The organism is Heyndrickxia vini, assembly GCF_016772275.1.
Taxonomy (GTDB): domain Bacteria; phylum Bacillota; class Bacilli; order Bacillales; family Bacillaceae_C; genus Heyndrickxia; species Heyndrickxia vini.
Genome location: NZ_CP065425.1, coordinates 2,060,324 through 2,081,720, shown reverse-complemented (window position 1 = coordinate 2,081,720; position 21,397 = coordinate 2,060,324). Strand labels below are relative to the sequence as shown.

Genomic DNA, 21,397 nt, shown 5'->3' with positions numbered 1-21,397 from the left:
TTAGAACGAGAGGGAAGAGGAGGAAATTAACATGTTAACGGTATCAAACGTAAAAAAAAGCTTTGGAAATAAGGAAGTAGTAAAAGGTGTTAGCCTTCAAGTAGAAAAGGGAGAATCATTCGGTTTGCTTGGTCCAAATGGTGCAGGGAAATCAACAACTATATCGATGATTTGCGGTCTCGTACCTTTTAATGAAGGAGACATCACCGTCGATGGTATCTCGGTGAAAAAGAATCCCTTGGATATTAAAAAGAAAATTGGGGTTGTACCACAAGATATTGCACTTTACCCTACGATGTCAGCAATTGATAACCTAATTTTCTGGGGAAAAATGTATGGGTTACATGGAAAAGAAGTGAAAAATCGAGCAAATGAGGTACTTAAAATTGTAGGGCTGTCAGATCGGGCAAAAGATAAAATCGAAACATTTTCCGGAGGCATGAAAAGAAGAATTAATATTGGTGCTGCATTAATGCATAAACCTCAATTACTTATAATGGATGAACCAACTGTTGGGATTGATCCTCAATCTAGAAATCATATTCTAGAAACCGTAAAAAAATTAAATGAAGAGGGCATGACAATTATTTATACAAGTCACTACATGGAAGAAGTTGAGTTTCTTTGTAAACGAATTGCGATCATCGATCATGGTCAGTTAATCGCAAGTGGTTCAAAAATAGATCTTTGTAATCGTTTAGCTGGCGGAACTGTTCTCCATGTACAAGTTGATCAAGTAAATCCAGTATTTATTAATCAACTAAAGTCCATAGATGGCGTTGAAAATATTACCATAAACACAGATACAAGTATTGATATTTTTATACAAAATAATGAAAATCTGTTATCGGATATTGTTTTGCATTCCATACATTCAAATGTGAAGATTTCACAACTACAATTTCAAGAGGCAAACTTAGAATCTTTATTTCTAAAATTAACTGGACGCACATTACGAGATTAAAGGTGGGAGAAAAATGAAAAGTTTAATCATAGCGGGAAAAGATTTTAAAGTACGTATTAAAGATCGAAAAGCTATTATGATGATGTTCCTTATGCCTATAATCTTAACTGCCATATTGGGATCGGCACTGAAAGGAGTAATGGGTGATTCAAATAGTGTAATGAAAACTACTGTCGGAGTTTACGTTAATGAAGAAGATCCACTAACCATCCAATTTATCCATTCTGTTTTATTAGATAAACAAATGAAAAAAACGCTAACTGTTAAACAAGCAAAGTCCGAACATCAATTGAAAAATTGGATTAATAAAGAAGGCGTGGATGTTGGAATTATTATTCCAAATCAATGGAAAGAAAAGCTTATAAATGATAAAAACACTCCAGTTGTCATACTTCCCGTAAATGGAAAGGACTTAGAAGCAACGTTTATCCAACAACTGACTGAGTCATTTGCCAGCACAACCAAAACAATTGCTACTTCAACAAAAACAGTTTTGAAAGACTTAGCAGTAGCTTCTGTGGCTGATGGGAAAAATATCAATACGAATACGATTAACAAAGAACTTGTTCAAAACATGGAAAAAGATTTGGAAAGTAATTTGGAATTAGTAAAAGATACACCAATTGGCGATAAAAAGATCACTTCGATGCAATATTATGCAGCAGCAATGGCTGCAATGTTTCTCTTGTTCAATGCCATGGTTGGCGGAAAATCTTTTCACAACGAAAAAAGTACAGAAACCTTATCAAGAATTTTAACTACACCGACACAAAAAAATTCTATACTATTAGGTAAATTTTATGGAACACTTCTATTTGCCTTTTTACAATTCCTTGTATTCATGGGGGCTACACACTATTTATTAAAAGTATCTTGGGGAGAAAATAGTTTACAAACATTCATGATAGCTTTCGTCCATAGCTTTGCTGTTTCCGGATTATCAATGATTGTTGCATCATTTACAAAGGACGAGAAGATGGCGGATACACTTGGGGGAATAGGAGTGCAAATTTTTTCTTTACTCGGAGGTTCCATGCTGCCCATTTCGGTATTTCCTGAAATGTTGCGAAAAATTTCTATGATTACACCTAATTCATGGGCATTAACAAGTTTTACAGAGGTTATGTCCGGTACAACGTGGGGCGCATTACTATTGCCGGTATTAATATTAATGCTGATTGGTTTTGTTTCTTTAATACTGGGTTCTTGGCGTTTGCGAACAATTTATTAGGGTTCATTGGGAGGAATAAAGATGAAAAAAATCATTACAATCTGTTTATTTGAACTGAAAAGAACTTTTAAAAAACCTTCTGCATATGTATTAATGTTAGCCATGCCATTACTTTTCACTTTGCTTTTTGGAAGTATTTTAGGTAGTGACTCTGAACAAAAAGTAAAAGTTTCAATTGTCGATGAGGATCATACAGAGTTGTCTAAATTACTAGTGGATCAATTACAACAAGATAAACTCATTATTTATTCAATAGTTTCATCAAAGACAGCTGATGAGCAACTGAAAAATCAAAAAGTTCATGCAATTTATTATTTACAAAAAGGCTTTGAAGAGAAGATGTTGAGTCATAGAGATCCACTCATTCTGTTTAAACATCAACCAAATTCTACAAGTGCACCATTAATTAAGCAAATGATGAAGCAAAATGTTTCAACGTTGCAATTACAGTTAACCGCTGCTCAAAACTGGAGTAAATATAGCGATGATAAGTGGGATGTTATGTTAAAGAGGTTGCTTAACCTATCCCAATCTAAAGAAAATAAAAATCAACAATTGACGTCTTTTTCTACAAAGAATCATAGTACTAACCACGTATTAAGTGGGTTATCCTATAGTTCTGCTGGGTTTTCCATTATGTTTGTTATGATTATGATGCTGTCTGTAACAGGAATAATCATAGAAGCAAGAAAAACAGGTGTTTGGTCTCGCCTTTTTACAACCCCATCTAGTAGGGTACAAGTGATGTTGGGTTATTTTCTCTCGTTTTTCTTAATTGGATGGATCCAATTTATCTTATTAATGGTTTCTTCCTCCATATTTTTTGGTGTAAAATGGGGAAATCCTTTAGGTGTTTTCATATTAATCACTTCATTACTGCTTTGTGTAGTTGGACTAGGCTTAGCCATTGCTAGTTTAGTTAAAACATCTGAGCAACAAAATGCTATCGGAACATTGATTATTGTATCAACCTGTATGTTAGGTGGTGTCTATTGGCCAATTAGTATTGTTCCAGAATTCATGCAGAAAATGGCAAACTTTGTTCCACAATCGTGGGCTATGAAGGGATTTACGGAATTAATTGCAGGAGGTGGATCGGTTAGTGATATTATGACTCCCGTGATTGTGTTAATAGGATTCTCTTTATTATTTTTATCCATTGGTTTATCTAGAGTACGTTATCAATAATACTTCTTTCTTATAAAGTGAAAATGCCGGGCTAACCCGGCATTATTTTTTTTTGCTAAGCTGCTCTTGCGCCATACGAATCATTTCCTTAACCATGTTGCCACCAATTGGACCACCGACTTTTCCTGCCTGCTCCGATGTTAACTGACCGTTATAACCTTCTTTTAGAGGTACACCTTGTTCTTTAGCTACTTCATATTTCACATTATTCGGTTTATTAGGGTCCACTGTGTATCCTTTTTCAGCCATGACTTTCCCTTTAAATACATCTAAGGCACTTCTTGCTTCAGGAACGAGCGATTTCCTTCTTCTAGACATGATTTTCCCTCCTTTAGTGAGTAGTATTCCCGTAATAGCAAATTCAACAAAAAATAAAACAGCCCTGAGGCTGTTTTATTTTAAATCTTCAATAGAATCAATATCCATGTATTTAGGAACGGTTAAACCAATTTTCACACCAGTCATGCTTGTTCCGATATCTTCATATTTTCCTTTGAATTTTTCCGCATATGTTTTATGAGTTAAAGGTAACCATGCTGCAAGTGATGCATCGGCACTTCCGTCAGCGATAGCAGTCCACATCGGTCCAGCCTCCACTTGTGTAAGCGTGACTTTATAGCCTAAATCTTCTAGTACTTTTCCTATCACATTAGTACTGGCAATTTCACTATCCCATGCGACATATGCAAGTTTAATGTTTTCACCATTTACTTTTTCAGCGCCATTTGTCCATTCTGCAACTTTCTCTTTGTTATTTTTTACCCATTTAGCAGCAGCTTCTTCAGGTTTTGTTCCTTCTTGAACATCCAGCATAACTGCACCCATATCATCTTCAGACCATTTAAATTGACTTAGTACTTTATATGCTGTTGGATGATCATCCTTTAATCCTTTTCGTCCAATTGTATGGATTTCTTCCGCTTCACCATATACACCTTTCGGATCCTTAAGATATTTCAGATCATATTTTGCAAACATCCAGTGAGGATTCCAGCCTGTAATGATGATTGGCTCCTTTTTATCATATGCTTTTTTTAATGCGGCAGTCATCGCTGCACTTGAACCAGTCACTAATTCCCAATCATCAAGTTTGTAATCCTTTAATGCATTTTCAGTAGCTGTCATGATACCTGCTCCAGGATCAATACCTGTAATTTTATAATTTACACGATCACCGACAGAAGAATTCTTATCAGAGTTTGCTTTATCACTGCCACATGCCGTTAGTCCAATTGTTAATGCCGCCACAGCGCCAATACCTAAAATTTTTTTCCACATTACAAATTCCCCCTCTGATTTTTCTTGCCCACATTTTGTGTAATTCGATCTAAAACAATTGCCACGATAACAATCGCTAATCCAGCTTCAACACCAACACCTGTTTTTAATTGTGTAACAGCACGATAGACTTCTTCACCCAAACCAGGTGCACCGACCATGGATGCGATTACTACCATAGAAAGAGCAAGCATAATACTTTGATTTATTCCTGCCATAATTGTAGGTGTGGCAAGTGGTAGTTGTACTTTTAGTAATTTCTGACCGGTAGTAGATCCAAAACTTTCGGTTGCTTCAATAATGTCTTCTGGAACCTGTTTAATTCCTAATATTGTTAAACGAATAGTTGGCGGCATTGCGAAAATGACAGATGCAACGACCCCAGGAACGACACCAATATTAAAGAAGAAAATAGCTGGAAGTAGATATACGAAGGCCGGCATAGTTTGCATGAAATCAAGGATAGGAGTAACAATTTTCCGCACTGTATCCTTTTGAGAAGCCCATATTCCAATTGGAATTCCAACGACTACTGAGATAATTACCGATGTTAAAACAAGAGCCAATGTATCAAGCATTGCATTCCAATATCCTAAATAATCGATAAGGAGGAAACCAATTAAAGAAAATATGGCAATACTTTTTTTGGTTAACCACCAGGCAACTAAACTAATTATTATAGCAAGTAGGATAGGAGGAATGAAGCCAAGGCCGGAAACAATTCCGTTCACAATACTTTCTAATCCAGTTGCTAGACCGTCAAAAACACTACCAAATTTTGAAGTTAGCCAATCCACGAACTGATCAATCCAATTAGCTAAAGGGATTTTGGGAATCCATTCATTCATTTAATTCACCTCCCTTAAAGATGAATCAATTGTTTCTGATGAATGAATATATGAGTCATTTCCTGCAAGTGCACCAATAAGGGCACCTTTTATGACAATTCCTTTCATACGTTCCTGTTCATCTACAACTGCAATAGGTATCTGAGCTGTTGAAACCATTTCGAACATATCCATTAACAAGGTTTCTTTTGGAACAGTAGTAATGTTTTGATTGAGTACTTCATGTAAAGATTTTCCCATTTCAACGGCTTCACGAGCTATTTGAGCGGTAACTGCACCTAATAATCGATTTTTTTTATCGACTACATAAATCGAAGAGATTCCTAGATTTTTCATAAGTGTTAAGGCGACTCTTGGTCCTTTTTCAATTTGTACGGTTTCTGCCCGTTTCATAATGTGCCCAGCTGTTAACACTTTGGAAAAATCTACATCTTCCACGAAGCGTTCCACATATTCATTTGAAGGATTCATTAAAATTTCCTCAGGTGCTCCTATTTGTACAATGGATCCATCCTTCATGAGTGCAATTCGATCACCGATTCGAAGGGCTTCATCTAAATCATGTGTAATAAAAACTATCGTTTTTCCAACAGTATTGTGCAGTTCAAGTAATTCATCCTGCATATCTTTTCTGATTAACGGATCTAATGCGCTGAACGCTTCATCCATTAATAAAATATCTGGGTTATTTGCCAAAGCTCTTGCAAGACCTACACGTTGCTGCATTCCACCGCTCAATTGATCGGGATATTGATGTTCATAGCCCTCTAAACCGACCAGCTTTAGTGATTCCATTGCAGTTATTTTTCTTTTTGATTTTTCTACTCCTTGAATCTCTAAACCATATTCAGTATTTTGAAGAATTGTACGATGGGGAAGGAGAGCAAATTTTTGAAAAACCATACTTATTTTTTTGCGGCGAATAGAACGTAATTGTTCTTTATTCATTTGCGTCACATTTTCATTATCGAGTAATATTTCTCCTGATGTTGGTTCAATCAATCGATTTAATAAACGAACTAAGGTTGATTTACCACTACCAGAAAGACCCATAATGACAAATATTTCACCATCAAAAACTTGGAAGTTAGCTTGATTTACACCAACTATAGCTCCAGTCGCCTTTAAAATTTCTTGTTTCGTTTTTCCTTCTGATAAAAATTGCAAAGCTTTTTTCGGATGTTTACCGAAAATCTTTGTCACATTTTTTACATCAATTTTTATTTTTGGGTTATCACTAGTCATTTTGTCCTCCTTTTTTCTTAGCACTTATTAAGTGTATCGAATAAACAATCCTCTAAACAAACGCGAAATTCCTCAATATTCCGTTTGTACAGTACGTAAAGAAATAACTGTACATACTTTACTAGCTATATTCTTAATATTCCTACCTATTCCTCCTATTTCCTTTTAAATCGCCCCCTTTACTTTCCTCAAACAAAAGGATAGATTAATTATGAAAATAAAAGTAAATACCACTAAATGGGGTGTGAAGATACATTGGAAGGTAAGGAACAACTAGACAAAGCTCGGGAGCGAGTGATTGAAGCAATTGCCCAAAATATGCATTTATATGGTGTAACACCTTCAATTGGCAGGTTATACGGGATGATGTTTTTTCATGATGAACCTTTAACACTTGATGAAATGAAAGAAGAACTAGGGATGAGCAAGACTAGTATGAGTACATCTGTAAGAACACTCTTGGATTTGAAAATGGTCGACAAAGTGTGGAAAAAGGGAAGTAGAAAGGATTTATATTCGATAGAAGGGGACTGGTATCAAAATTTTATTGATTTATTTTCAATTAAATGGAGAAACGCCATTTCAATGAATAAACATGCAATAGAAAAGTCACATAAAGAACTTTTTGAAATGCTTAATAATGAAAGCTTAGATGATAAATTGCGGGTAATGATAACTAGTGATTTAGAAAAGCTTCAAAATACATTACACTATTATGATTGGCTCAATCGCTTAGTCGATAAATTTGAAAGTGAAGAAATTTTTGATTTTGTCCCTAAATATGAAGTGAAAAAAGATCTAGGAAAATCCTAGGTCTTTTATTTTTATTGTGTATGTATCTTAGCTATTTTTTTAAAACGATTCATTTTGTGATTAGCACCTACATATGATATAAAATTACTAATTTATTTGAAAGCTTGGTGAAATGATGGGAAAACCAGTTATCAATGATAAGGTAAGACGGAATTCTCATGAACTGTCAGATAAAGAACTTTTAAATCACAAAGAAGATCTTTATGAGTTTATTGAAATAATCAAAATTCTAAAGGAAAAGAATATCCTCCCCGTAATCACAACCATATTTACCAAAAAAGATACTAATGATTCATCTGAAATTGGAAAGATTACCAATGGGATCAAAAAAGGTTTAGAATCCAGTATGGCGTCATTAAATAACGGAAAAGAACTTAATACTTTTCAATTGATGAAGTTAATGAAAGATCCGGAAATTAATCGTGCAATAACCTTTTTACTGGCATTTTTCAAAGGAATGGGTAAAAGTTTATAAATTTTTTATCTACCTACATTTTTACATGTAGGTTTTTTATTGTTTTGGTGTAAGTATAATTGGCAATTCTTTTATAAAGAAATGAAATTTATGTATAATTGGCATAACTAGTATAATATTTCATTATGTATTGATATTTGAAAGGAAATTTTCATCATGAAACAAAAGAAAGGTAAAAAATATAAAAAAAGTAGGATAAAAAAACAATCACCATTCATTATATTACTTATTCCAATTATTTTATTATCAGTCTATAGTGCGATAAATCATGACAAGGAAAAACCAAAAAAAATAGAAATTGAAGGATATTTGATTCCTGAAAAATTTATTCCAATATATAAAGCAGCGGAAAAAAAATATGGAGTTCCATGGTATGTTCTAGCAGCACATCATAGAGTCGAAACAAGATTTTCAACAATGAATCCAATGATTTCTCCTGTAGGTGCAGAAGGACCTATGCAATTTATGCCATGTACATTTGTTGGATGGAGACACCCTTCTTGTGAGGGAAACGGCAAAGGCAAAATTTCAAAAACTGAAAAAGAAGATCCAAAAATGATTAAAAAATATGGGGGATATGGTGTCGATGCTAACGGTGACGGAAAAGCGGACGTATGGAATAACGAAGATGCAATCTTTAGTGCAGCAAATTATTTATCCAAAAATGGAGCGGCAAATGGAAAATTAAGAAAAGCAATTTTTTCATACAATCATAGTGAACAATATGTAGAGGATGTTATGCATTATATTACCCTTTATAAAAAAGCGTATTAAACCTGAAAACTATTTAAGGTTTTTCGTTGATTAAGATACATTTAGGATGAATTCCGTTCTTGGTTTGTTTAGTAACCAAATATAAAAACAGGGAGGTAACTCCCTGTTTTTATATTTATTTCCTTATACTTCTTAGGATTAAACTTACAATGAAAACAACAATAACCGCACCGATTAATGCAGGAATTAACGCAATTCCGGCAATGGTTGGTCCAAAGTCACCTAGCAGTGCGCCACCAAGCCAAGCCCCGATTATTCCTGCGATAATATTTCCAATAATACCACCAGGTATATCTCTTCCTAAAATTAATCCAGCTATCCATCCGATAATTCCACCAACAATTAAATAAAAAATAAAACTCATCATTTCTCCTCCTCGTCATATGTTAATTATCATTTATTAACTTGTCCTATACTATTACCATTGTGAGAAATGTTTAAACTTCTAAGAAGGACAGATAAAAAGGCACTAGGAAACTTGCCTAGTGCCTTTCGGTTACATATCATGCCCTTGATTATGTTTTTGTCGTGTGTGATTTCGATTTTTAACTTTTTTTGATCCACTTAATGGTTCTGGTTGCCCTGAAGAAGTTTTTCTTGCTTTCGTATCGTTCTTATTTGCCATAACTTAAATCCCTCCCTTTGAATAGAATGCGCTATACGTTGCCGTTTATACTGTATAAATTATGAAACTTACGTGCAATATAAGAGTGCAGTAATATTTGAAAAGGAGAAGGACTATGCCATATCATAAAAATAAACAGCAAGCTTTTCAAGCAGCACAACAAGGAATGAAACAATTAGATGATGTATATAGTAATATGGTCCAAGACGATGCCGCTTATGGTCAACAATTAAAACACTTAAAACAAGAGGTTAATGAAACCTATCAACAAATTGAAAATGCAATGGAAGTTGCTAGTGAAACCCAGCGCCAACAATTAGAAAAGTATCTTTCTGACATCGAGCAAATAGTAAATGAGGTAAATTTAGAATAAAAAAACTCGCCAAAAGCGAGTTTTTTTATTGGTTTTTCTTACGTTTTTTATTGTTTTGTTTTTGTTTCTCAGTTAAAGGTTCATTTGACATTTCCTCATTGTATCCCGTTCCTTTTCCTTGTGCTTTTGCAGCATTCATACCCGGGATAATGTGATTTGCTTTTCTTTTTACCATCAGCTACCTCACCTCCACCACTATTCTTTGCATTCTCTAATGAAAATACTCTTGAACAAACAATTGACCGGAATTTCAGAAAAAACTATTTTATCTTTATTTCTTTATTTCTCAACTATAATCAACGTAATAGAATCACTGTTTGAAAAGGGGTTGGGTTATGAATAGAATACTTACTATTATCATCGGGTCATTAATCGTAAGTGTGGCCTATAATTTTTTTCTTATTCCACATGAAATCCTTAGTAGTGGACTAAGTGGGATTGCTATTATGTTAGGATTAATAACTCCAATCAATACTGGAATATTAAATTTTGTACTTAATCTTCCGTTACTTATTCTAGGAGTTTTTAAACTTGGCAAACGTTTTATTTTCTACACTATTCTCTCAGTCATTGTTATCTCCGCAGGATTATATGTTGTTCCGATTAAGCAGGTTTCTACAGAACCTATTTTATCTTCTTTATTTGGTGGAGTTTTAACGGGACTTGGAATCGGACTGATCTTTCGTGTTTCTGGTTCTTCTGGCGGTTTTGATATATTAGCGATGTTATTAAACAAAAAAAAGGATTTTCCATTAGGTGCTATATTGTCGGCGATGAATGCAGTTGTCGTACTAATCTCCGGATTTATTTTTAGCTGGGATGCTGCACTAAATACAATGGTTGCAATTTTTGCAACTGGAAAAGTAGTAGATACGATTCATACAAAACATATTAAATTGACATTAATGATTGTTACTAATAAAGGGAAAGAAATGAAAGAAAAGCTCCTTTCAAGTGTATATCGTGGAATTACATTAATTGATGGGGAAGGAGCATATTCGGGAGAGAATCGAAAAATATTAATGACAGTCATTACTCGATACCAATTAACAGATGTTAAGACATTGATAAAAGATACTGATCCAGATGCATTTGTAAATATCACTGAAACAACTGAGGTCATGGGTTCCTTTCATCGAAACTGAGAACATATGAGAGTTAAAAACGCTGATTCTATAAATTTAAAGATTCAGCGTTTTTATATTGCAATGAATTGAGGATACAAAGCAGATAAGATGTTATACATAAAATGGCTAAGTAAAGCGAAAGATAGGCAATATAAAATTAAAAATAACATTGATTCCATACTTTTATAAGGAGCTGGTCATGTGGATTTTAATGAAGGCATAAGACAGTCTGAAAAGGGGACTCAACAAATTATTAAAGGCGATGCCACTATATCTGATGCTGTTGTACATGATTTTCTTTTTACTTGGCAATGGTGGTTCGGAATTGCTCTATTTATTATCCCATGGATAGTTTGGTTTATCTTTAGAAAAAAGGAAAGTACTGGACGTCTGTTAGCCGCGGGCTTTTCTGCCATTATTCTTTCATTAATTATCGATTTAATCACAGATTCTCTTGGAGTATGGACTTACCCAATGAAATTTTCCCCGATTGCACCTAAGTTAATTTTGCCTTACCACTTTTCATTAACACCTGTTGTTTTGATGTTTTTCCTTCAAATAAAGCCACATGTTAGCCCGTTGTTAAAAGCAGTGATTTTTTCTTTTCTAGGTGCTTTTATTGTTATGAAGTTTTTTGTTTACATAAAGTTCTATGATCCAAAAGAGTGGCCGTCCATTTTCGATTTTGGTATATTTCTAATTATTTATGGTATCGGTTATTTCATTTGCAACAAACTAAAATTTGACACCGTTTCTATACAATCAAATAAAAAGTAACGGTGTATGGAAATGATAAAAAACCAAAATGATCACCAATAAACTAAAACCATTATAAATTTCGCAAAAATATTTTTAATAAAATCTGTTTAAACAAGCAAAATATAGGTTAAGTGAAAAACAGGAAAAGTATCCGAAATAGGCACTGATAAGATTTACTTATGAAAGACAATAACATTCTTTTTATTTACTTATGTAATTTCTTGTATTAAGATGTTAATGTGTGAAAAGTGAGGGAACAACATTCGAGCTTTTCGTCAAAATACTAATTGATTATGACAATTTTTTAAAGAGGGGGAATCTCGGGTGGCTAAAAATGATGTTTTTAACGCACGTACTTCTTTTGACTTAGAAGGCAAACGTTATCATTATTATCGTCTTGCGGCTCTTGAAGAAGCTGGTATTGCGAAAGTTTCTCGCTTACCATATTCCGTAAAAGTATTATTAGAATCTGTAATTCGCCAACTGGATGGCCGTGTAATTACAAAAGAACATGTTGAAAATTTAGCAAAATGGGGATCTGAAGAAGTAAAAGATGCAGAAGTACCGTTCAAACCTTCTCGTGTTATTCTTCAAGATTTCACTGGAGTTCCGGCAGTCGTTGATCTTGCGTCTTTACGTAAAGCAATGGCTGATTTAGGTGGAAATCCAGATAAAATTAATCCGGAAATCCCAGTAGACCTTGTTATTGACCACTCTGTACAAGTTGATAAATATGGTACTCCTGATGCGTTAAAAGCAAATATGGATTTCGAATTTGAACGTAACGCTGAGCGTTATCAATTCCTAAGCTGGGCAACTAAAGCGTTCGATAACTATCGTGCGGTTCCGCCAGCAACAGGTATCGTTCACCAAGTTAACTTAGAGTATTTAGCTAGTGTTGTTCATGCAATTGAAACAACTGAAGGTGATTTTGAAACATTCCCTGATACTTTAGTAGGTACTGACTCTCATACAACTATGATTAACGGTATCGGTGTACTCGGTTGGGGTGTTGGTGGTATTGAAGCGGAAGCAGGAATGCTCGGACAACCTTCATACTTCCCAATTCCAGAAGTAATCGGTGTAAAATTAACTGGTGAACTTCCAAACGGTGCTACTGCTACTGACTTAGCTTTAAAAGTAACACAAGTACTTCGCCAAAAAGGTGTAGTCGGTAAATTTGTTGAGTTCTTCGGTCCTGGTGTCGCTGTATTACCGCTTGCAGACCGTGCAACTATTGCTAATATGGCTCCTGAATACGGTGCTACTTGTGGTTTCTTCCCAGTTGATGCTGAAAGCTTGGCATACTTACGTTTAACTGGACGTCCGGAAGAACACATCAAACTTGTTGAAAAATATTTACAAGAAAACAATATGTTCTTTACTCCAGAAAACGAAGAACCAGTTTATACAGATGTTGTTGAAATCAACTTATCTGAAATCGAAGCGAATCTTTCAGGTCCAAAACGTCCGCAAGACTTGATTCCATTGTCTAAAATGCAAAAAGCATTCCAAGATGCATTAACTGCACCTGTTGGAAATCAAGGTTTTGGACTAAAAGAATCTGAAATCGAAAAAGAAGCAGTAGTTACATTTACTAATGGTGATCAATCAACAATGAAAACTGGTGCTGTTGCTATTGCTGCAATTACAAGCTGTACGAATACTTCTAACCCATATGTTATGTTAGGAGCAGGCTTAGTTGCGAAAAAAGCGGTAGAAAAAGGCTTAGAAGTTCCTAAATATGTTAAAACTTCTCTAGCACCTGGTTCTAAAGTTGTTACTGGTTATTTAAGAGATTCTGGTTTACTAGGATACTTAGATCAACTTGGATTTAACCTTGTTGGATATGGCTGTACGACATGTATCGGTAACTCTGGACCTCTTAAGGATGAAATTGAAAAATCAATCGCTGAAAACGATCTTCTTGTTACTTCAGTTCTTTCTGGTAACCGTAACTTTGAAGGCCGTATTCACCCACTTGTTAAAGCTAACTATTTAGCATCACCACCGCTTGTTGTGGCATATGCATTAGCTGGAACAGTAAATATTGACCTTGTAAACGATCCAATCGGAAAAGACAAAGATGGCAATGATGTATTCATGAAAGACATCTGGCCAACAACTGAAGAAGTAAATGAAGCGGTTAAACAAAGCGTAACACCTGAATTATTCCGTAAAGAATATGAAAATGTGTTTGCTGACAATGAACGCTGGAACGAAATTAAAACAAGCAATGAACCATTGTACACATGGGATGAAGAGTCAACTTATATTGCGAATCCACCATTCTTTGAAAACCTTTCACCAAACCCAGATGAAGTAAAACCTTTGACTGGTATGCGTGTAGTCGGTAAATTTGGTGATTCGGTAACTACTGACCATATCTCACCAGCTGGTGCAATTGGTAAAGATACACCTGCAGGCAAATACTTGCGTGAAAAAGGTGTTGAACCACGTGAATTTAACTCTTATGGTTCACGTCGTGGTAACCACGAAGTTATGATGCGTGGTACATTTGCGAATATCCGTATTCGTAACCAAATTGCTCCTGGTACTGAAGGTGGTTACTCCACTTACTGGCCAACCAATGAAGTTACTTCCATGTATGATGCATGTATGAAATACAAGGAAGAAGGAACCGGCCTTGTTGTTCTTGCCGGAAAAGATTACGGTATGGGATCATCTCGTGACTGGGCAGCTAAAGGAACAAATCTCCTTGGCATTAAAACAGTTATCGCTGAAAGTTTCGAACGTATTCACCGCTCTAACCTTGTATTGATGGGTGTTCTTCCACTTCAATTCAAAAATGGTGAAAATGCCGATACTCTTGGTTTAACAGGAAAAGAAACAATCGATGTTCAAATCGACGAATCTGTAAAACCACGCGATATTTTAACTGTTACAGCTACAGACGAAGCAGGAAACAAGAAACAATTTGAGGTATTAGTACGTTTCGACTCAGATGTTGAAATTGATTACTATCGTCATGGTGGTATCCTTCAAATGGTACTTCGCGATAAACTTCAAGCATAATTGTTCACTAAAAACACACTCTGTTACTTTCAGAGTGTGTTTTTTCATACTAATATTTAGTCACCTACATATAATATACAATAAACGATTTCATATTATAGGAGGATGACATGTTAAAAAAGATCATTCCACTCGCCATTATTCTTATTTTAGTCGGTGTTATGGTTGTACAAGCAGTTGAAAAAGACAAAGAAGTGCAGAATGTCAAAAAAGGAAAAACAATGTCGGCAGACGACAGTAATCAAGCTTTAGACAAACTCTACAACGATATAATGTCATCACAAATTGAGGAACCAGAACAGGATCCTGAAGAAGGTTTAGATATAGGATTAAAAGCTCCCATGTTTGAATTACAAACATTAGAAGGAAAAACAATGAAATTATCGGATCTAAAAGGAAAAAAAACCCTTCTCAATTTTTTTGCTACATGGTGCACGCCTTGTAAAACAGAAATGCCCTTGTTAGAAAAGTTCTCTGTTAAACATAAAAACGATTTAAACATAATTGCTATTAATATTGATCCAAGAGCAAATGTGAAAAAATATGTCAAAAAACTTGGATTAACCTTCCCCATCCTTATTGATGAAAAAGGAAAAGTAAATGAAAATTATCAAGTTATCGCTATTCCAACAACATTTTTACTGAATGAGAAAGGCATTATTATAAACAAACATATTGGAGAATTAAATGGAGATCAATTAAAAAATATGCTTAAGCCTTAATAAACACCTTTTAAAGGTGTTTTATTTTTTTGTTTAAGAATTTGCAGAAATGGAAAATTATTTAGTATAAATGCCTAAAACAATTATAAATTTTTAATTTTATGATCATACTATAAAAAAAGAAATTTACAATAATAAGGAGTAGAATATTCAATGAGAAAAACAAATAAAAAATCTTTTTCAGATTTAGTATTAGAAAATAAACAAGCACTACTAAAAGATCAAGAAGCAATTGAAAGAATCGAAACAAAATTAGAGCAAAAGCATTCGATGAAATTAGCAAAATAAACCGATATTTAGCACTCATAATCCGCCTTTATTTGCAAATCTTATAACTAAAGGGGGAGTTATGATGAGTAATCCAAAAAAGAAAAGCAAATATTATGTGCCAAATCATATTGGGACCCAGTCACGGTCCTTCGGTGGCAATAAAGGGAAACAAATGCAAGATAAATCTGGACAGCATGCACAAGTAATGCAAACTAAGGGAGAGTAATCCTTAAGAGTTGAATTAGAAATAAAAACCATACTTTTTTTTCTAAAAAAACTCATACTAACATTGTGCCGCTGTACAAGTGGTTCACTATTCTCATTTCAGGAGGTAATTAAGAAATGGCATGGAATAAACCAAAACCAGATGATCGAAGTGATAATGTAGAGAAACTGCAAAATATGATTGATAATACACTTGAAAATATTGAAAAAGCTGAAGAAACAGCAAGTCTTTCAAGTAATGAAGAACGGGCTAATATTGAAGCGAAAAACGAACGTCGCCGTGAGAGTATTGAAGCGATGCGCAGTGAAGTAAAAGACGAGTCCCAAAATAATAATTACCAATAACGAAAATAGAGCCAGCCAGCGATGCTGGCTTTATTTTTTGTTCAGAAATAATAATAGTGTTAAGATAAAAGGAGAATTTTATTAGAAAGGTGAAATTGATGACAATGATTATTTCTGAGACAGAGATTCAGGTGAGATATGCTGAAACGGATCAAATGGGAGTCGTTTACCATGCCAATTATTTAGTTTGGCTCGAGCTTGGGCGAACAAAGTTAATCGAGGATTTAGGGTTTAAATATGCCGATATGGAAAATGAAGGGATTTTATCTCCCGTTATTGATATTGAGATTTCATATAAAATGCCTGTTCGCTACGGAGAAACGGCTATAGTTAAAACATGGATTGAAGAATATGATGGCTTACGTGTTACATACGGTTACGAAGTGTTAACAGAGAAAGGTGAATTATCTGTCATAGCAAAATCTCAACATGTTTGTGTGAAAAAAGAGTCATTTCGTCCTGTGTCTATTCGAAAGTTTTTCCCGGACTGGCATCATGCATATGAACAAGCAAAAAAATAATAGTAGGGGGAAAGGTCATTGGCTTTTGGAATCACAAAAAAGCAGCTTTCAAAATGGAAACAGGAAATAGACGAAGGTAAAATCGCTTTTATTACCCATTTTTGGCTTGATCCGCGTTTTCCGAAAAGTACCTCTGTAACGAAAGTAGGATGTAAAGATTTAAAGAAACTTGCAAATTGGGGAGCCCAATTTGGGTTACAAGAAGAATGGATTCATCATCGGAAAGACGGCTATTCCCATTTTGATTTATTAGGCGATAAACAGGTTGAAATATTACATAGTGAAGGCTTGGCAGATGAAATTTTAAAGTTTAAACTTACACAAAAAACATGCCGTTAATTAAAATGGCATGTTTTTTGTGTTTCATCCTTTTTTGTATTCATAAATAGGTTCATCTAATTCTTTGTCATAGTCCACTAGCAGACTGTGCTGATCAAAATACCATAGATCCTTTTCTTCAATATAAAAAAGAATCCCTTTATATTCAGTAGTGACAACTGCATCACTTGGTGTCTCCTTTGATATCCCTAAAGAAAATCCTTGTTGTACGGGGGATGAGCCACCGTACTTTGCAAAAAAACGAATGCTATCTCCATTTTTTAAAAACATCTCATCCTCAAACCATTTTAAAGCTTCATTTGTTAATCTTATTTCCATGAAGATTTCTCCTCTCACATAAAGAGTATCAATATTTATCATTATAAGCTTTTTGAAAAGAATCATTCTAACAAAATGCTTACGAACTATCTAATGCCTCCTGTCATATGATTCATGATTTCATTATAGGAATGATCAATTAAGCCCTTTTTATAGGCTATCTTCAATGGAATTACACGATAATGATGGAGGTTTTTATTTTCTACATAAGTAGGCGTGAAATGAATATCACTTATTTTAATCTTTTTCTCGTTATTTATGATATCTTTAGAAACTTTAAAATCAAACATTCCACCAATATCTTTATAATCCCACATTTGACCAGAAATAAAATTCCCTAAAGAATAAACAACAACTGCATCACGACCATCTTTTGTACGCAGCTTTTCAATGGGCTGTAATACGTGAGGATGATGTCCTAGGATGACATCAGCACCCCCGTCAGTGAAGGTCTTTGCTAGTTCTTTTTGTTCCTCATTTGGAAACCTCTTATACTCTATACCCCAATGTAAATTTAGAATAACGAAATCGGCTACGCGGCGTGCTCTTGATAATTCTGCCAATATTCTTTCTTTATCGATTATATTTACTAAGTAATCCTTACCTTTAGGTACGGGAATTCCATTTGTCCCATATGTAAAGGCAAGTATCGCAATTTTTATCCCGTTAATATTTTGTATGCGTAGTGTATTTTGGTCCTTTTCATTTTTAAATGTCCCTACATACGGTAAGTTCATTTTATCGTAATACGCAATAGAATTTTTAATTCCTGCTTCACCTTTATCTAAGGCATGATTGTTAGCCGTTGATACAAAATCAACCCCTGCATCCATAATTGCATCAACGATTTCATGCGGACTGTTAAAAGAAGGGTAACTAGATATTCCAAGTGTTTCTCCTCCCGGAATAGATTCTTGATTTGCGATTAGTAAGTCCGGTCTTTGAAGAATTGATTTTATTGGCTGAAACATTGGCTTGAAATTATACCCTTTTTTCGTTTTTGCATCTTCATATACCCAATCATGTATAAGAATATCACCAATGCCTCCAACAACGGCACTCGAATGAAAATCCTTCATTACAGTACCTGACATTCTCGCTGCATGTGGGAGGGAAGTATGCAATTGCTTTGTAAATGAATGTTTCCATTCATTATATTGAATCCAGCATAACACCATAATTGAAAGCATTAAAAATGAAATTACCCAAAACAAAAGAGAAATGCGCTTTTTAGTCATCTGAGTACCAGCCTTTTTTCGGAATCTCTTCTATTTTACAACACACTAAACTGCTTTTTGTGATAACTTTAAAAATTATTGAAACAATCATTAAAAAATTAAAGGACTCTATTAATACGGAGTCCTTCAAATACTATAGCCATTTAACTTTCGGTTCTGTTTTATTTTTGATGCGCGATAAATTAGTACGGTGCCGATAAATAACAAAGGATGCCAAAGCAATCACTACAACTAATAAAGGCCAATCTCCGGTAATAATCGTTCGGATTAGCGCATAAATAATTGCGAAAATACCAGCAATCATTGAAGATAAGGATACATATTTACTTATTTTTAAACTAATAAGAAATACGATTACAAGAAATAAGAATAGTAAAGGTACATAGGCAAGTAGTACTCCAGCCGATGTAGCTACTGCTTTTCCTCCCTTAAACCCTGCAAAAATAGGAAACATATGACCAATTACAGCCACTAATCCAATTAATAACGGATGAATCGATTCATCAACACCGAAAAATTTCGGTAATAATGTAGCAAGTGTACCTTTTAAAATATCAGCTACTATCACGACAGAACCAGCCTTTATTCCTAGTGTACGAAATGAATTTGTTGCGCCTAAGTTGCCGCTCCCATGTTGACGAATATCAATTCCGTAAAATAGTTTCCCTACAATTAATCCTGAAGGGATCGATCCTAGTAAATAAGCTAAAATAATGATAAGTCCATACGTCATTAACATAACCCCTTTAAAAACATATCTTTAAGGCTTTTTTATTGTATCACATGTATAGCATGGATAGAAAAAAATTATTATTTATCAATTTTCCTCTTTTCTTGAATAGAGTACTCATGTAGGATGAAGTAGGGAGGAAATGATATGGCAACAATAGAAGTTAAAACCAATAACAATAGAAAGAAAAAAATGATATTAGGGATAGTAGTTTTGTTTATTCTTTGTACAATTGGTCTACTAATCTATTTATATCCTTTTGCGTCATCAGAAAAGGAATCGTTTGTAGACAAAGAATATTCCATTTTGCTTAATGGAAAAATCCAAGATCAAGCGATGGTGGAAGGTAAAAACATATATATCCCGATTAAAGTGGTCGAAAATGGAATTGACGATTCCATTTTTGCAGAAAAACAATCAGTTATCATAACGACAAATCGAAAGGTTATCCAAATTCCCATTAATAAAGAGACATACTTTATTAATCAAAAACCTTTTCATGCGCCACAACCTATAATTAAAAATATGAACAACCGATTATTTATAGACTTGAAAACTTTAACAACAATATATCCTATTCAAGCAAAAGTGACGAAACATAAGAAAATCGTCTGGATCGAAAAAAATAATTCTACCTATTACAATGGGAAAGTTATCGATAAAAAGATTAAAAAACCATATTTAAAACTTCGCACCGCCCCTGATTTGCAATCACCTTACGTTTCAGTTGTGAAAAAGGGAGAAAACATAAGAATCGAAAAACAAAAAGAGGATTTCTATTTTATACGAACAAAAGAAGGCATTGGCGGTTATATTAAGAAAAATTATATCGATAAATATAAACAGGTTCGTATAGCGACGAAAACCCGCCCGGAGAAAAAATTAAATCTGCAAATGAATGTACCTATCCATTTAACATGGGAAGCAGTTTATACTAAAAATCCTGATCCGGCCAATTTACCAACCATGCCCGGAGTAAATGTTGTTTCACCTACATGGTTTGAATTAAAAAATAATCATGGTGATGTAACAAATTTAGCATCTGTGGACTATGTCAAGTGGGCCAAAAAAAATGGTTATCACGTTTGGGCACTTTTTTCAAACTCATTCGATCCAGAATTAACGAAAGTTGCACTTAGCAACTATGAAACGCGAACAAAAATTATTAATCAATTACGAAGTTATATGAAAACCTATCAATTAGATGGTTTAAATATCGATATTGAAAACGTTAATCCTAAAGATGGCCCCCTCATTACACAATTTGTACGTGAAGCAGCGGTTTACCTTCATAATGATCATAAATATGTATCCATGGATATTACATTTGTTGCTGATGGCAATTGGTCTGAATTCTATGAGCGAGAAAAACTTTCCTCGGTTGTCGACTATATGATTGTCATGGCGTACGATGAACATTGGGGAGGAGCACCAACTGCCGGAAGTGTGGCAAGTCTTCCATGGGTAGAATCGAATTTGAAACAACTGTTAAATGAGGTTCCAAACGAGAAATTAATACTTGGTGTACCATTCTTTACTCGTTTATGGAAAGAGGAAATGAAAGATGGCAAACCCTCGGTTTCTTCTAAAGCACTATCGATGGATCAAGCAAATGCATGGATGAAAGAAAGAAAATTAACAGCAACTGAAGATGCGGATTCAGGACAAAACTATGTTGAATATACCGACGCAAAAACTAATGCTGTTTATAAAATGTGGCTTGAGGACAAGTTATCTTTGAATAAACGGGCGAATTTAGCAGCAAATTATAAACTAGCCGGAATTGCTTCCTGGTCGCGATATTTCGCGGATAAATCGGCTTGGTTAGCACTTCAATCCTCATTATCCGCATTTAAAAATAAATGACTTGTTGTGCCTCTAACTATCTAATGACTAATTAACTGAGACACAATGGCACAATGTTCAGTGAAAGTTAAAAAGTTAATACAGTAA

At 34.4% G+C, this 21,397-nt stretch carries 27 protein-coding genes; 17 read left to right on the top strand and 10 right to left on the bottom strand.

The window, feature by feature from the left end; genetic code table 11:
- Positions 1-31: 31 nt before the first annotated feature.
- The 3 genes from I5776_RS10470 to I5776_RS10460 are packed head-to-tail and all read left to right on the top strand — an operon-like array spanning position 32 to position 3,383.
- Positions 32-964 (top strand): ABC transporter ATP-binding protein, encoded by a 933-nt coding sequence (locus tag I5776_RS10470; protein WP_202780543.1) that lies wholly within the window; start codon positions 32-34, stop codon positions 962-964.
- A gap of 13 nt (positions 965-977) precedes the next feature.
- Entirely contained in the window at positions 978-2,195 is a 1,218-nt protein-coding gene (locus I5776_RS10465) for an ABC transporter permease (RefSeq protein WP_202780542.1), read from the top strand.
- 21 nt (positions 2,196-2,216) lie between these two features.
- Positions 2,217-3,383 (top strand): ABC transporter permease, encoded by a 1,167-nt coding sequence (locus I5776_RS10460; RefSeq protein WP_202780541.1) that lies wholly within the window; start codon positions 2,217-2,219, stop codon positions 3,381-3,383.
- A 42-nt stretch (positions 3,384-3,425) separates the two neighbouring features.
- Here the strand turns inward: I5776_RS10460 and I5776_RS10455 are convergent, their stop codons facing one another.
- The 4 genes from I5776_RS10455 to I5776_RS10440 all read right to left on the bottom strand — a co-directional run bounded on the left by I5776_RS10455 (position 3,426) and on the right by I5776_RS10440 (position 6,754).
- Positions 3,426-3,701 (bottom strand): alpha/beta-type small acid-soluble spore protein, encoded by a 276-nt coding sequence (locus tag I5776_RS10455; protein WP_425490365.1) that lies wholly within the window; start codon positions 3,699-3,701, stop codon positions 3,426-3,428.
- A 75-nt stretch (positions 3,702-3,776) separates the two neighbouring features.
- Positions 3,777-4,661 (bottom strand): glycine betaine ABC transporter substrate-binding protein, encoded by an 885-nt coding sequence (locus I5776_RS10450; protein WP_202780540.1) that lies wholly within the window; start codon positions 4,659-4,661, stop codon positions 3,777-3,779.
- Positions 4,661-5,509 carry an ABC transporter permease gene (locus I5776_RS10445; RefSeq protein ID WP_202780539.1) on the bottom strand — a complete coding sequence of 283 codons (849 nt, stop codon included), beginning with the start codon at positions 5,507-5,509 and terminating at the stop codon, positions 4,661-4,663. The genes I5776_RS10450 and I5776_RS10445 overlap by 1 nt, the downstream gene beginning before the upstream one ends.
- Positions 5,510-6,754 carry a quaternary amine ABC transporter ATP-binding protein gene (locus I5776_RS10440; protein WP_202780538.1) on the bottom strand — a complete coding sequence of 415 codons (1,245 nt, stop codon included), beginning with the start codon at positions 6,752-6,754 and terminating at the stop codon, positions 5,510-5,512.
- 237 nt (positions 6,755-6,991) lie between these two features.
- Here I5776_RS10440 and I5776_RS10435 point away from each other — a divergent pair, with 237 nt between their 5' ends.
- From I5776_RS10435 to I5776_RS10425, 3 genes are all read left to right on the top strand, one after another.
- Entirely contained in the window at positions 6,992-7,567 is a 576-nt protein-coding gene (locus I5776_RS10435; RefSeq protein WP_202780537.1) for a GbsR/MarR family transcriptional regulator, read from the top strand.
- A gap of 115 nt (positions 7,568-7,682) precedes the next feature.
- Entirely contained in the window at positions 7,683-8,042 is a 360-nt protein-coding gene (locus tag I5776_RS10430; protein WP_202780536.1) for a helical membrane plugin domain-containing protein, read from the top strand.
- 156 nt (positions 8,043-8,198) lie between these two features.
- Entirely contained in the window at positions 8,199-8,816 is a 618-nt protein-coding gene (locus I5776_RS10425) for a lytic transglycosylase domain-containing protein (protein ID WP_202780535.1), read from the top strand.
- A 115-nt stretch (positions 8,817-8,931) separates the two neighbouring features.
- Here I5776_RS10425 and I5776_RS10420 read toward each other — a convergent pair whose 3' ends face one another.
- On the bottom strand, positions 8,932-9,180 hold the full coding sequence (locus tag I5776_RS10420; RefSeq protein ID WP_202780534.1) for a GlsB/YeaQ/YmgE family stress response membrane protein: 249 nt from the start codon (positions 9,178-9,180) through the stop codon (positions 8,932-8,934).
- A gap of 132 nt (positions 9,181-9,312) precedes the next feature.
- Entirely contained in the window at positions 9,313-9,441 is a 129-nt protein-coding gene (locus tag I5776_RS10415; RefSeq protein WP_202780533.1) for a small acid-soluble spore protein P, read from the bottom strand.
- A gap of 115 nt (positions 9,442-9,556) precedes the next feature.
- Between I5776_RS10415 and I5776_RS10410 the strand changes: the two genes are divergently transcribed.
- A complete protein-coding gene (locus tag I5776_RS10410; RefSeq protein WP_202780532.1) occupies positions 9,557-9,814 on the top strand; it encodes a hypothetical protein in 258 nt (85 codons plus the stop codon).
- Positions 9,815-9,839: 25 nt separating this feature from the next.
- Here the strand turns inward: I5776_RS10410 and sspO are convergent, their stop codons facing one another.
- A complete protein-coding gene (gene sspO / locus I5776_RS10405) occupies positions 9,840-9,989 on the bottom strand; it encodes a small acid-soluble spore protein SspO (protein WP_202780531.1) in 150 nt (49 codons plus the stop codon).
- A gap of 160 nt (positions 9,990-10,149) precedes the next feature.
- On the opposite strand from sspO, the gene I5776_RS10400 reads away from it, so the two are divergent.
- The 9 genes from I5776_RS10400 (at position 10,150) to I5776_RS10360 (ending at position 17,158) form a co-directional block, all read left to right on the top strand.
- Positions 10,150-10,959, top strand: coding sequence for a YitT family protein (locus I5776_RS10400; RefSeq protein ID WP_202780530.1), 810 nt, complete (start codon positions 10,150-10,152; stop codon positions 10,957-10,959).
- 183 nt (positions 10,960-11,142) lie between these two features.
- Positions 11,143-11,718: a CBO0543 family protein gene (locus tag I5776_RS10395; protein WP_202780529.1), complete on the top strand. Its 576-nt coding sequence runs from the start codon at positions 11,143-11,145 to the stop codon at positions 11,716-11,718.
- 306 nt (positions 11,719-12,024) lie between these two features.
- Positions 12,025-14,736: an aconitate hydratase AcnA gene (gene acnA / locus I5776_RS10390; RefSeq protein ID WP_202780528.1), complete on the top strand. Its 2,712-nt coding sequence runs from the start codon at positions 12,025-12,027 to the stop codon at positions 14,734-14,736.
- A gap of 110 nt (positions 14,737-14,846) precedes the next feature.
- Complete coding sequence (locus tag I5776_RS10385) at positions 14,847-15,458, top strand: TlpA family protein disulfide reductase (RefSeq protein ID WP_202780527.1); 612 nt, start codon at positions 14,847-14,849, stop codon at positions 15,456-15,458.
- Between the two features lie 153 nt (positions 15,459-15,611).
- Positions 15,612-15,746 (top strand): FbpB family small basic protein, encoded by a 135-nt coding sequence (locus I5776_RS10380; protein ID WP_084347521.1) that lies wholly within the window; start codon positions 15,612-15,614, stop codon positions 15,744-15,746.
- Positions 15,747-15,810: 64 nt separating this feature from the next.
- A complete protein-coding gene (locus tag I5776_RS10375) occupies positions 15,811-15,954 on the top strand; it encodes an acid-soluble spore protein N (RefSeq protein WP_202780526.1) in 144 nt (47 codons plus the stop codon).
- Between the two features lie 116 nt (positions 15,955-16,070).
- Complete coding sequence (gene tlp / locus I5776_RS10370) at positions 16,071-16,298, top strand: small acid-soluble spore protein Tlp (RefSeq protein WP_202780525.1); 228 nt, start codon at positions 16,071-16,073, stop codon at positions 16,296-16,298.
- A gap of 104 nt (positions 16,299-16,402) precedes the next feature.
- On the top strand, positions 16,403-16,819 hold the full coding sequence (locus tag I5776_RS10365) for an acyl-CoA thioesterase (RefSeq protein ID WP_202780764.1): 417 nt from the start codon (positions 16,403-16,405) through the stop codon (positions 16,817-16,819).
- A gap of 18 nt (positions 16,820-16,837) precedes the next feature.
- Positions 16,838-17,158: a hypothetical protein gene (locus I5776_RS10360; RefSeq protein WP_202780524.1), complete on the top strand. Its 321-nt coding sequence runs from the start codon at positions 16,838-16,840 to the stop codon at positions 17,156-17,158.
- Between the two features lie 24 nt (positions 17,159-17,182).
- Here I5776_RS10360 and I5776_RS10355 read toward each other — a convergent pair whose 3' ends face one another.
- From I5776_RS10355 to plsY, 3 genes are all read right to left on the bottom strand, one after another.
- Positions 17,183-17,476, bottom strand: a complete 294-nt coding sequence (locus I5776_RS10355; RefSeq protein ID WP_202780523.1) for a HesB/YadR/YfhF family protein — start codon at positions 17,474-17,476, stop codon at positions 17,183-17,185.
- An 86-nt stretch (positions 17,477-17,562) separates the two neighbouring features.
- The gene (locus tag I5776_RS10350) at positions 17,563-18,654 is read right to left on the bottom strand and encodes a CapA family protein (protein WP_246483973.1); all 1,092 of its coding nucleotides are present in this window, start codon (positions 18,652-18,654) and stop codon (positions 17,563-17,565) included.
- 193 nt (positions 18,655-18,847) lie between these two features.
- Positions 18,848-19,447 carry a glycerol-3-phosphate 1-O-acyltransferase PlsY gene (gene plsY, locus I5776_RS10345; protein ID WP_202780521.1) on the bottom strand — a complete coding sequence of 200 codons (600 nt, stop codon included), beginning with the start codon at positions 19,445-19,447 and terminating at the stop codon, positions 18,848-18,850.
- A 144-nt stretch (positions 19,448-19,591) separates the two neighbouring features.
- Here plsY and I5776_RS10340 point away from each other — a divergent pair, with 144 nt between their 5' ends.
- The gene (locus tag I5776_RS10340) at positions 19,592-21,310 is read left to right on the top strand and encodes a glycosyl hydrolase family 18 protein (RefSeq protein WP_202780520.1); all 1,719 of its coding nucleotides are present in this window, start codon (positions 19,592-19,594) and stop codon (positions 21,308-21,310) included.
- The last annotated feature ends 87 nt before the right edge of the window (positions 21,311-21,397 follow it).

Coding starts and splice junctions, on each gene's coding strand:
- I5776_RS10470 (WP_202780543.1), top strand. CDS start 32: ATGTTAACGGTATCAAACGTAAAAAAAAGCTTTGGAAATAAGGAAGTA.
- I5776_RS10465 (WP_202780542.1), top strand. CDS start 978: ATGAAAAGTTTAATCATAGCGGGAAAAGATTTTAAAGTACGTATTAAA.
- I5776_RS10460 (WP_202780541.1), top strand. CDS start 2,217: ATGAAAAAAATCATTACAATCTGTTTATTTGAACTGAAAAGAACTTTT.
- I5776_RS10455 (WP_425490365.1), bottom strand. CDS start 3,701: ATGTCTAGAAGAAGGAAATCGCTCGTTCCTGAAGCAAGAAGTGCCTTA.
- I5776_RS10450 (WP_202780540.1), bottom strand. CDS start 4,661: ATGTGGAAAAAAATTTTAGGTATTGGCGCTGTGGCGGCATTAACAATT.
- I5776_RS10445 (WP_202780539.1), bottom strand. CDS start 5,509: ATGAATGAATGGATTCCCAAAATCCCTTTAGCTAATTGGATTGATCAG.
- I5776_RS10440 (WP_202780538.1), bottom strand. CDS start 6,754: ATGACTAGTGATAACCCAAAAATAAAAATTGATGTAAAAAATGTGACA.
- I5776_RS10435 (WP_202780537.1), top strand. CDS start 6,992: ATGGGGTGTGAAGATACATTGGAAGGTAAGGAACAACTAGACAAAGCT.
- I5776_RS10430 (WP_202780536.1), top strand. CDS start 7,683: ATGGGAAAACCAGTTATCAATGATAAGGTAAGACGGAATTCTCATGAA.
- I5776_RS10425 (WP_202780535.1), top strand. CDS start 8,199: ATGAAACAAAAGAAAGGTAAAAAATATAAAAAAAGTAGGATAAAAAAA.
- I5776_RS10420 (WP_202780534.1), bottom strand. CDS start 9,180: ATGAGTTTTATTTTTTATTTAATTGTTGGTGGAATTATCGGATGGATA.
- I5776_RS10415 (WP_202780533.1), bottom strand. CDS start 9,441: ATGGCAAATAAGAACGATACGAAAGCAAGAAAAACTTCTTCAGGGCAA.
- I5776_RS10410 (WP_202780532.1), top strand. CDS start 9,557: ATGCCATATCATAAAAATAAACAGCAAGCTTTTCAAGCAGCACAACAA.
- sspO (WP_202780531.1), bottom strand. CDS start 9,989: ATGGTAAAAAGAAAAGCAAATCACATTATCCCGGGTATGAATGCTGCA.
- I5776_RS10400 (WP_202780530.1), top strand. CDS start 10,150: ATGAATAGAATACTTACTATTATCATCGGGTCATTAATCGTAAGTGTG.
- I5776_RS10385 (WP_202780527.1), top strand. CDS start 14,847: ATGTTAAAAAAGATCATTCCACTCGCCATTATTCTTATTTTAGTCGGT.
- I5776_RS10380 (WP_084347521.1), top strand. CDS start 15,612: ATGAGAAAAACAAATAAAAAATCTTTTTCAGATTTAGTATTAGAAAAT.
- I5776_RS10375 (WP_202780526.1), top strand. CDS start 15,811: ATGAGTAATCCAAAAAAGAAAAGCAAATATTATGTGCCAAATCATATT.
- tlp (WP_202780525.1), top strand. CDS start 16,071: ATGGCATGGAATAAACCAAAACCAGATGATCGAAGTGATAATGTAGAG.
- I5776_RS10365 (WP_202780764.1), top strand. CDS start 16,403: ATGATTATTTCTGAGACAGAGATTCAGGTGAGATATGCTGAAACGGAT.
- I5776_RS10355 (WP_202780523.1), bottom strand. CDS start 17,476: ATGGAAATAAGATTAACAAATGAAGCTTTAAAATGGTTTGAGGATGAG.
- I5776_RS10350 (WP_246483973.1), bottom strand. CDS start 18,654: ATGGTGTTATGCTGGATTCAATATAATGAATGGAAACATTCATTTACA.
- plsY (WP_202780521.1), bottom strand. CDS start 19,447: ATGACGTATGGACTTATCATTATTTTAGCTTATTTACTAGGATCGATC.
- I5776_RS10340 (WP_202780520.1), top strand. CDS start 19,592: ATGGCAACAATAGAAGTTAAAACCAATAACAATAGAAAGAAAAAAATG.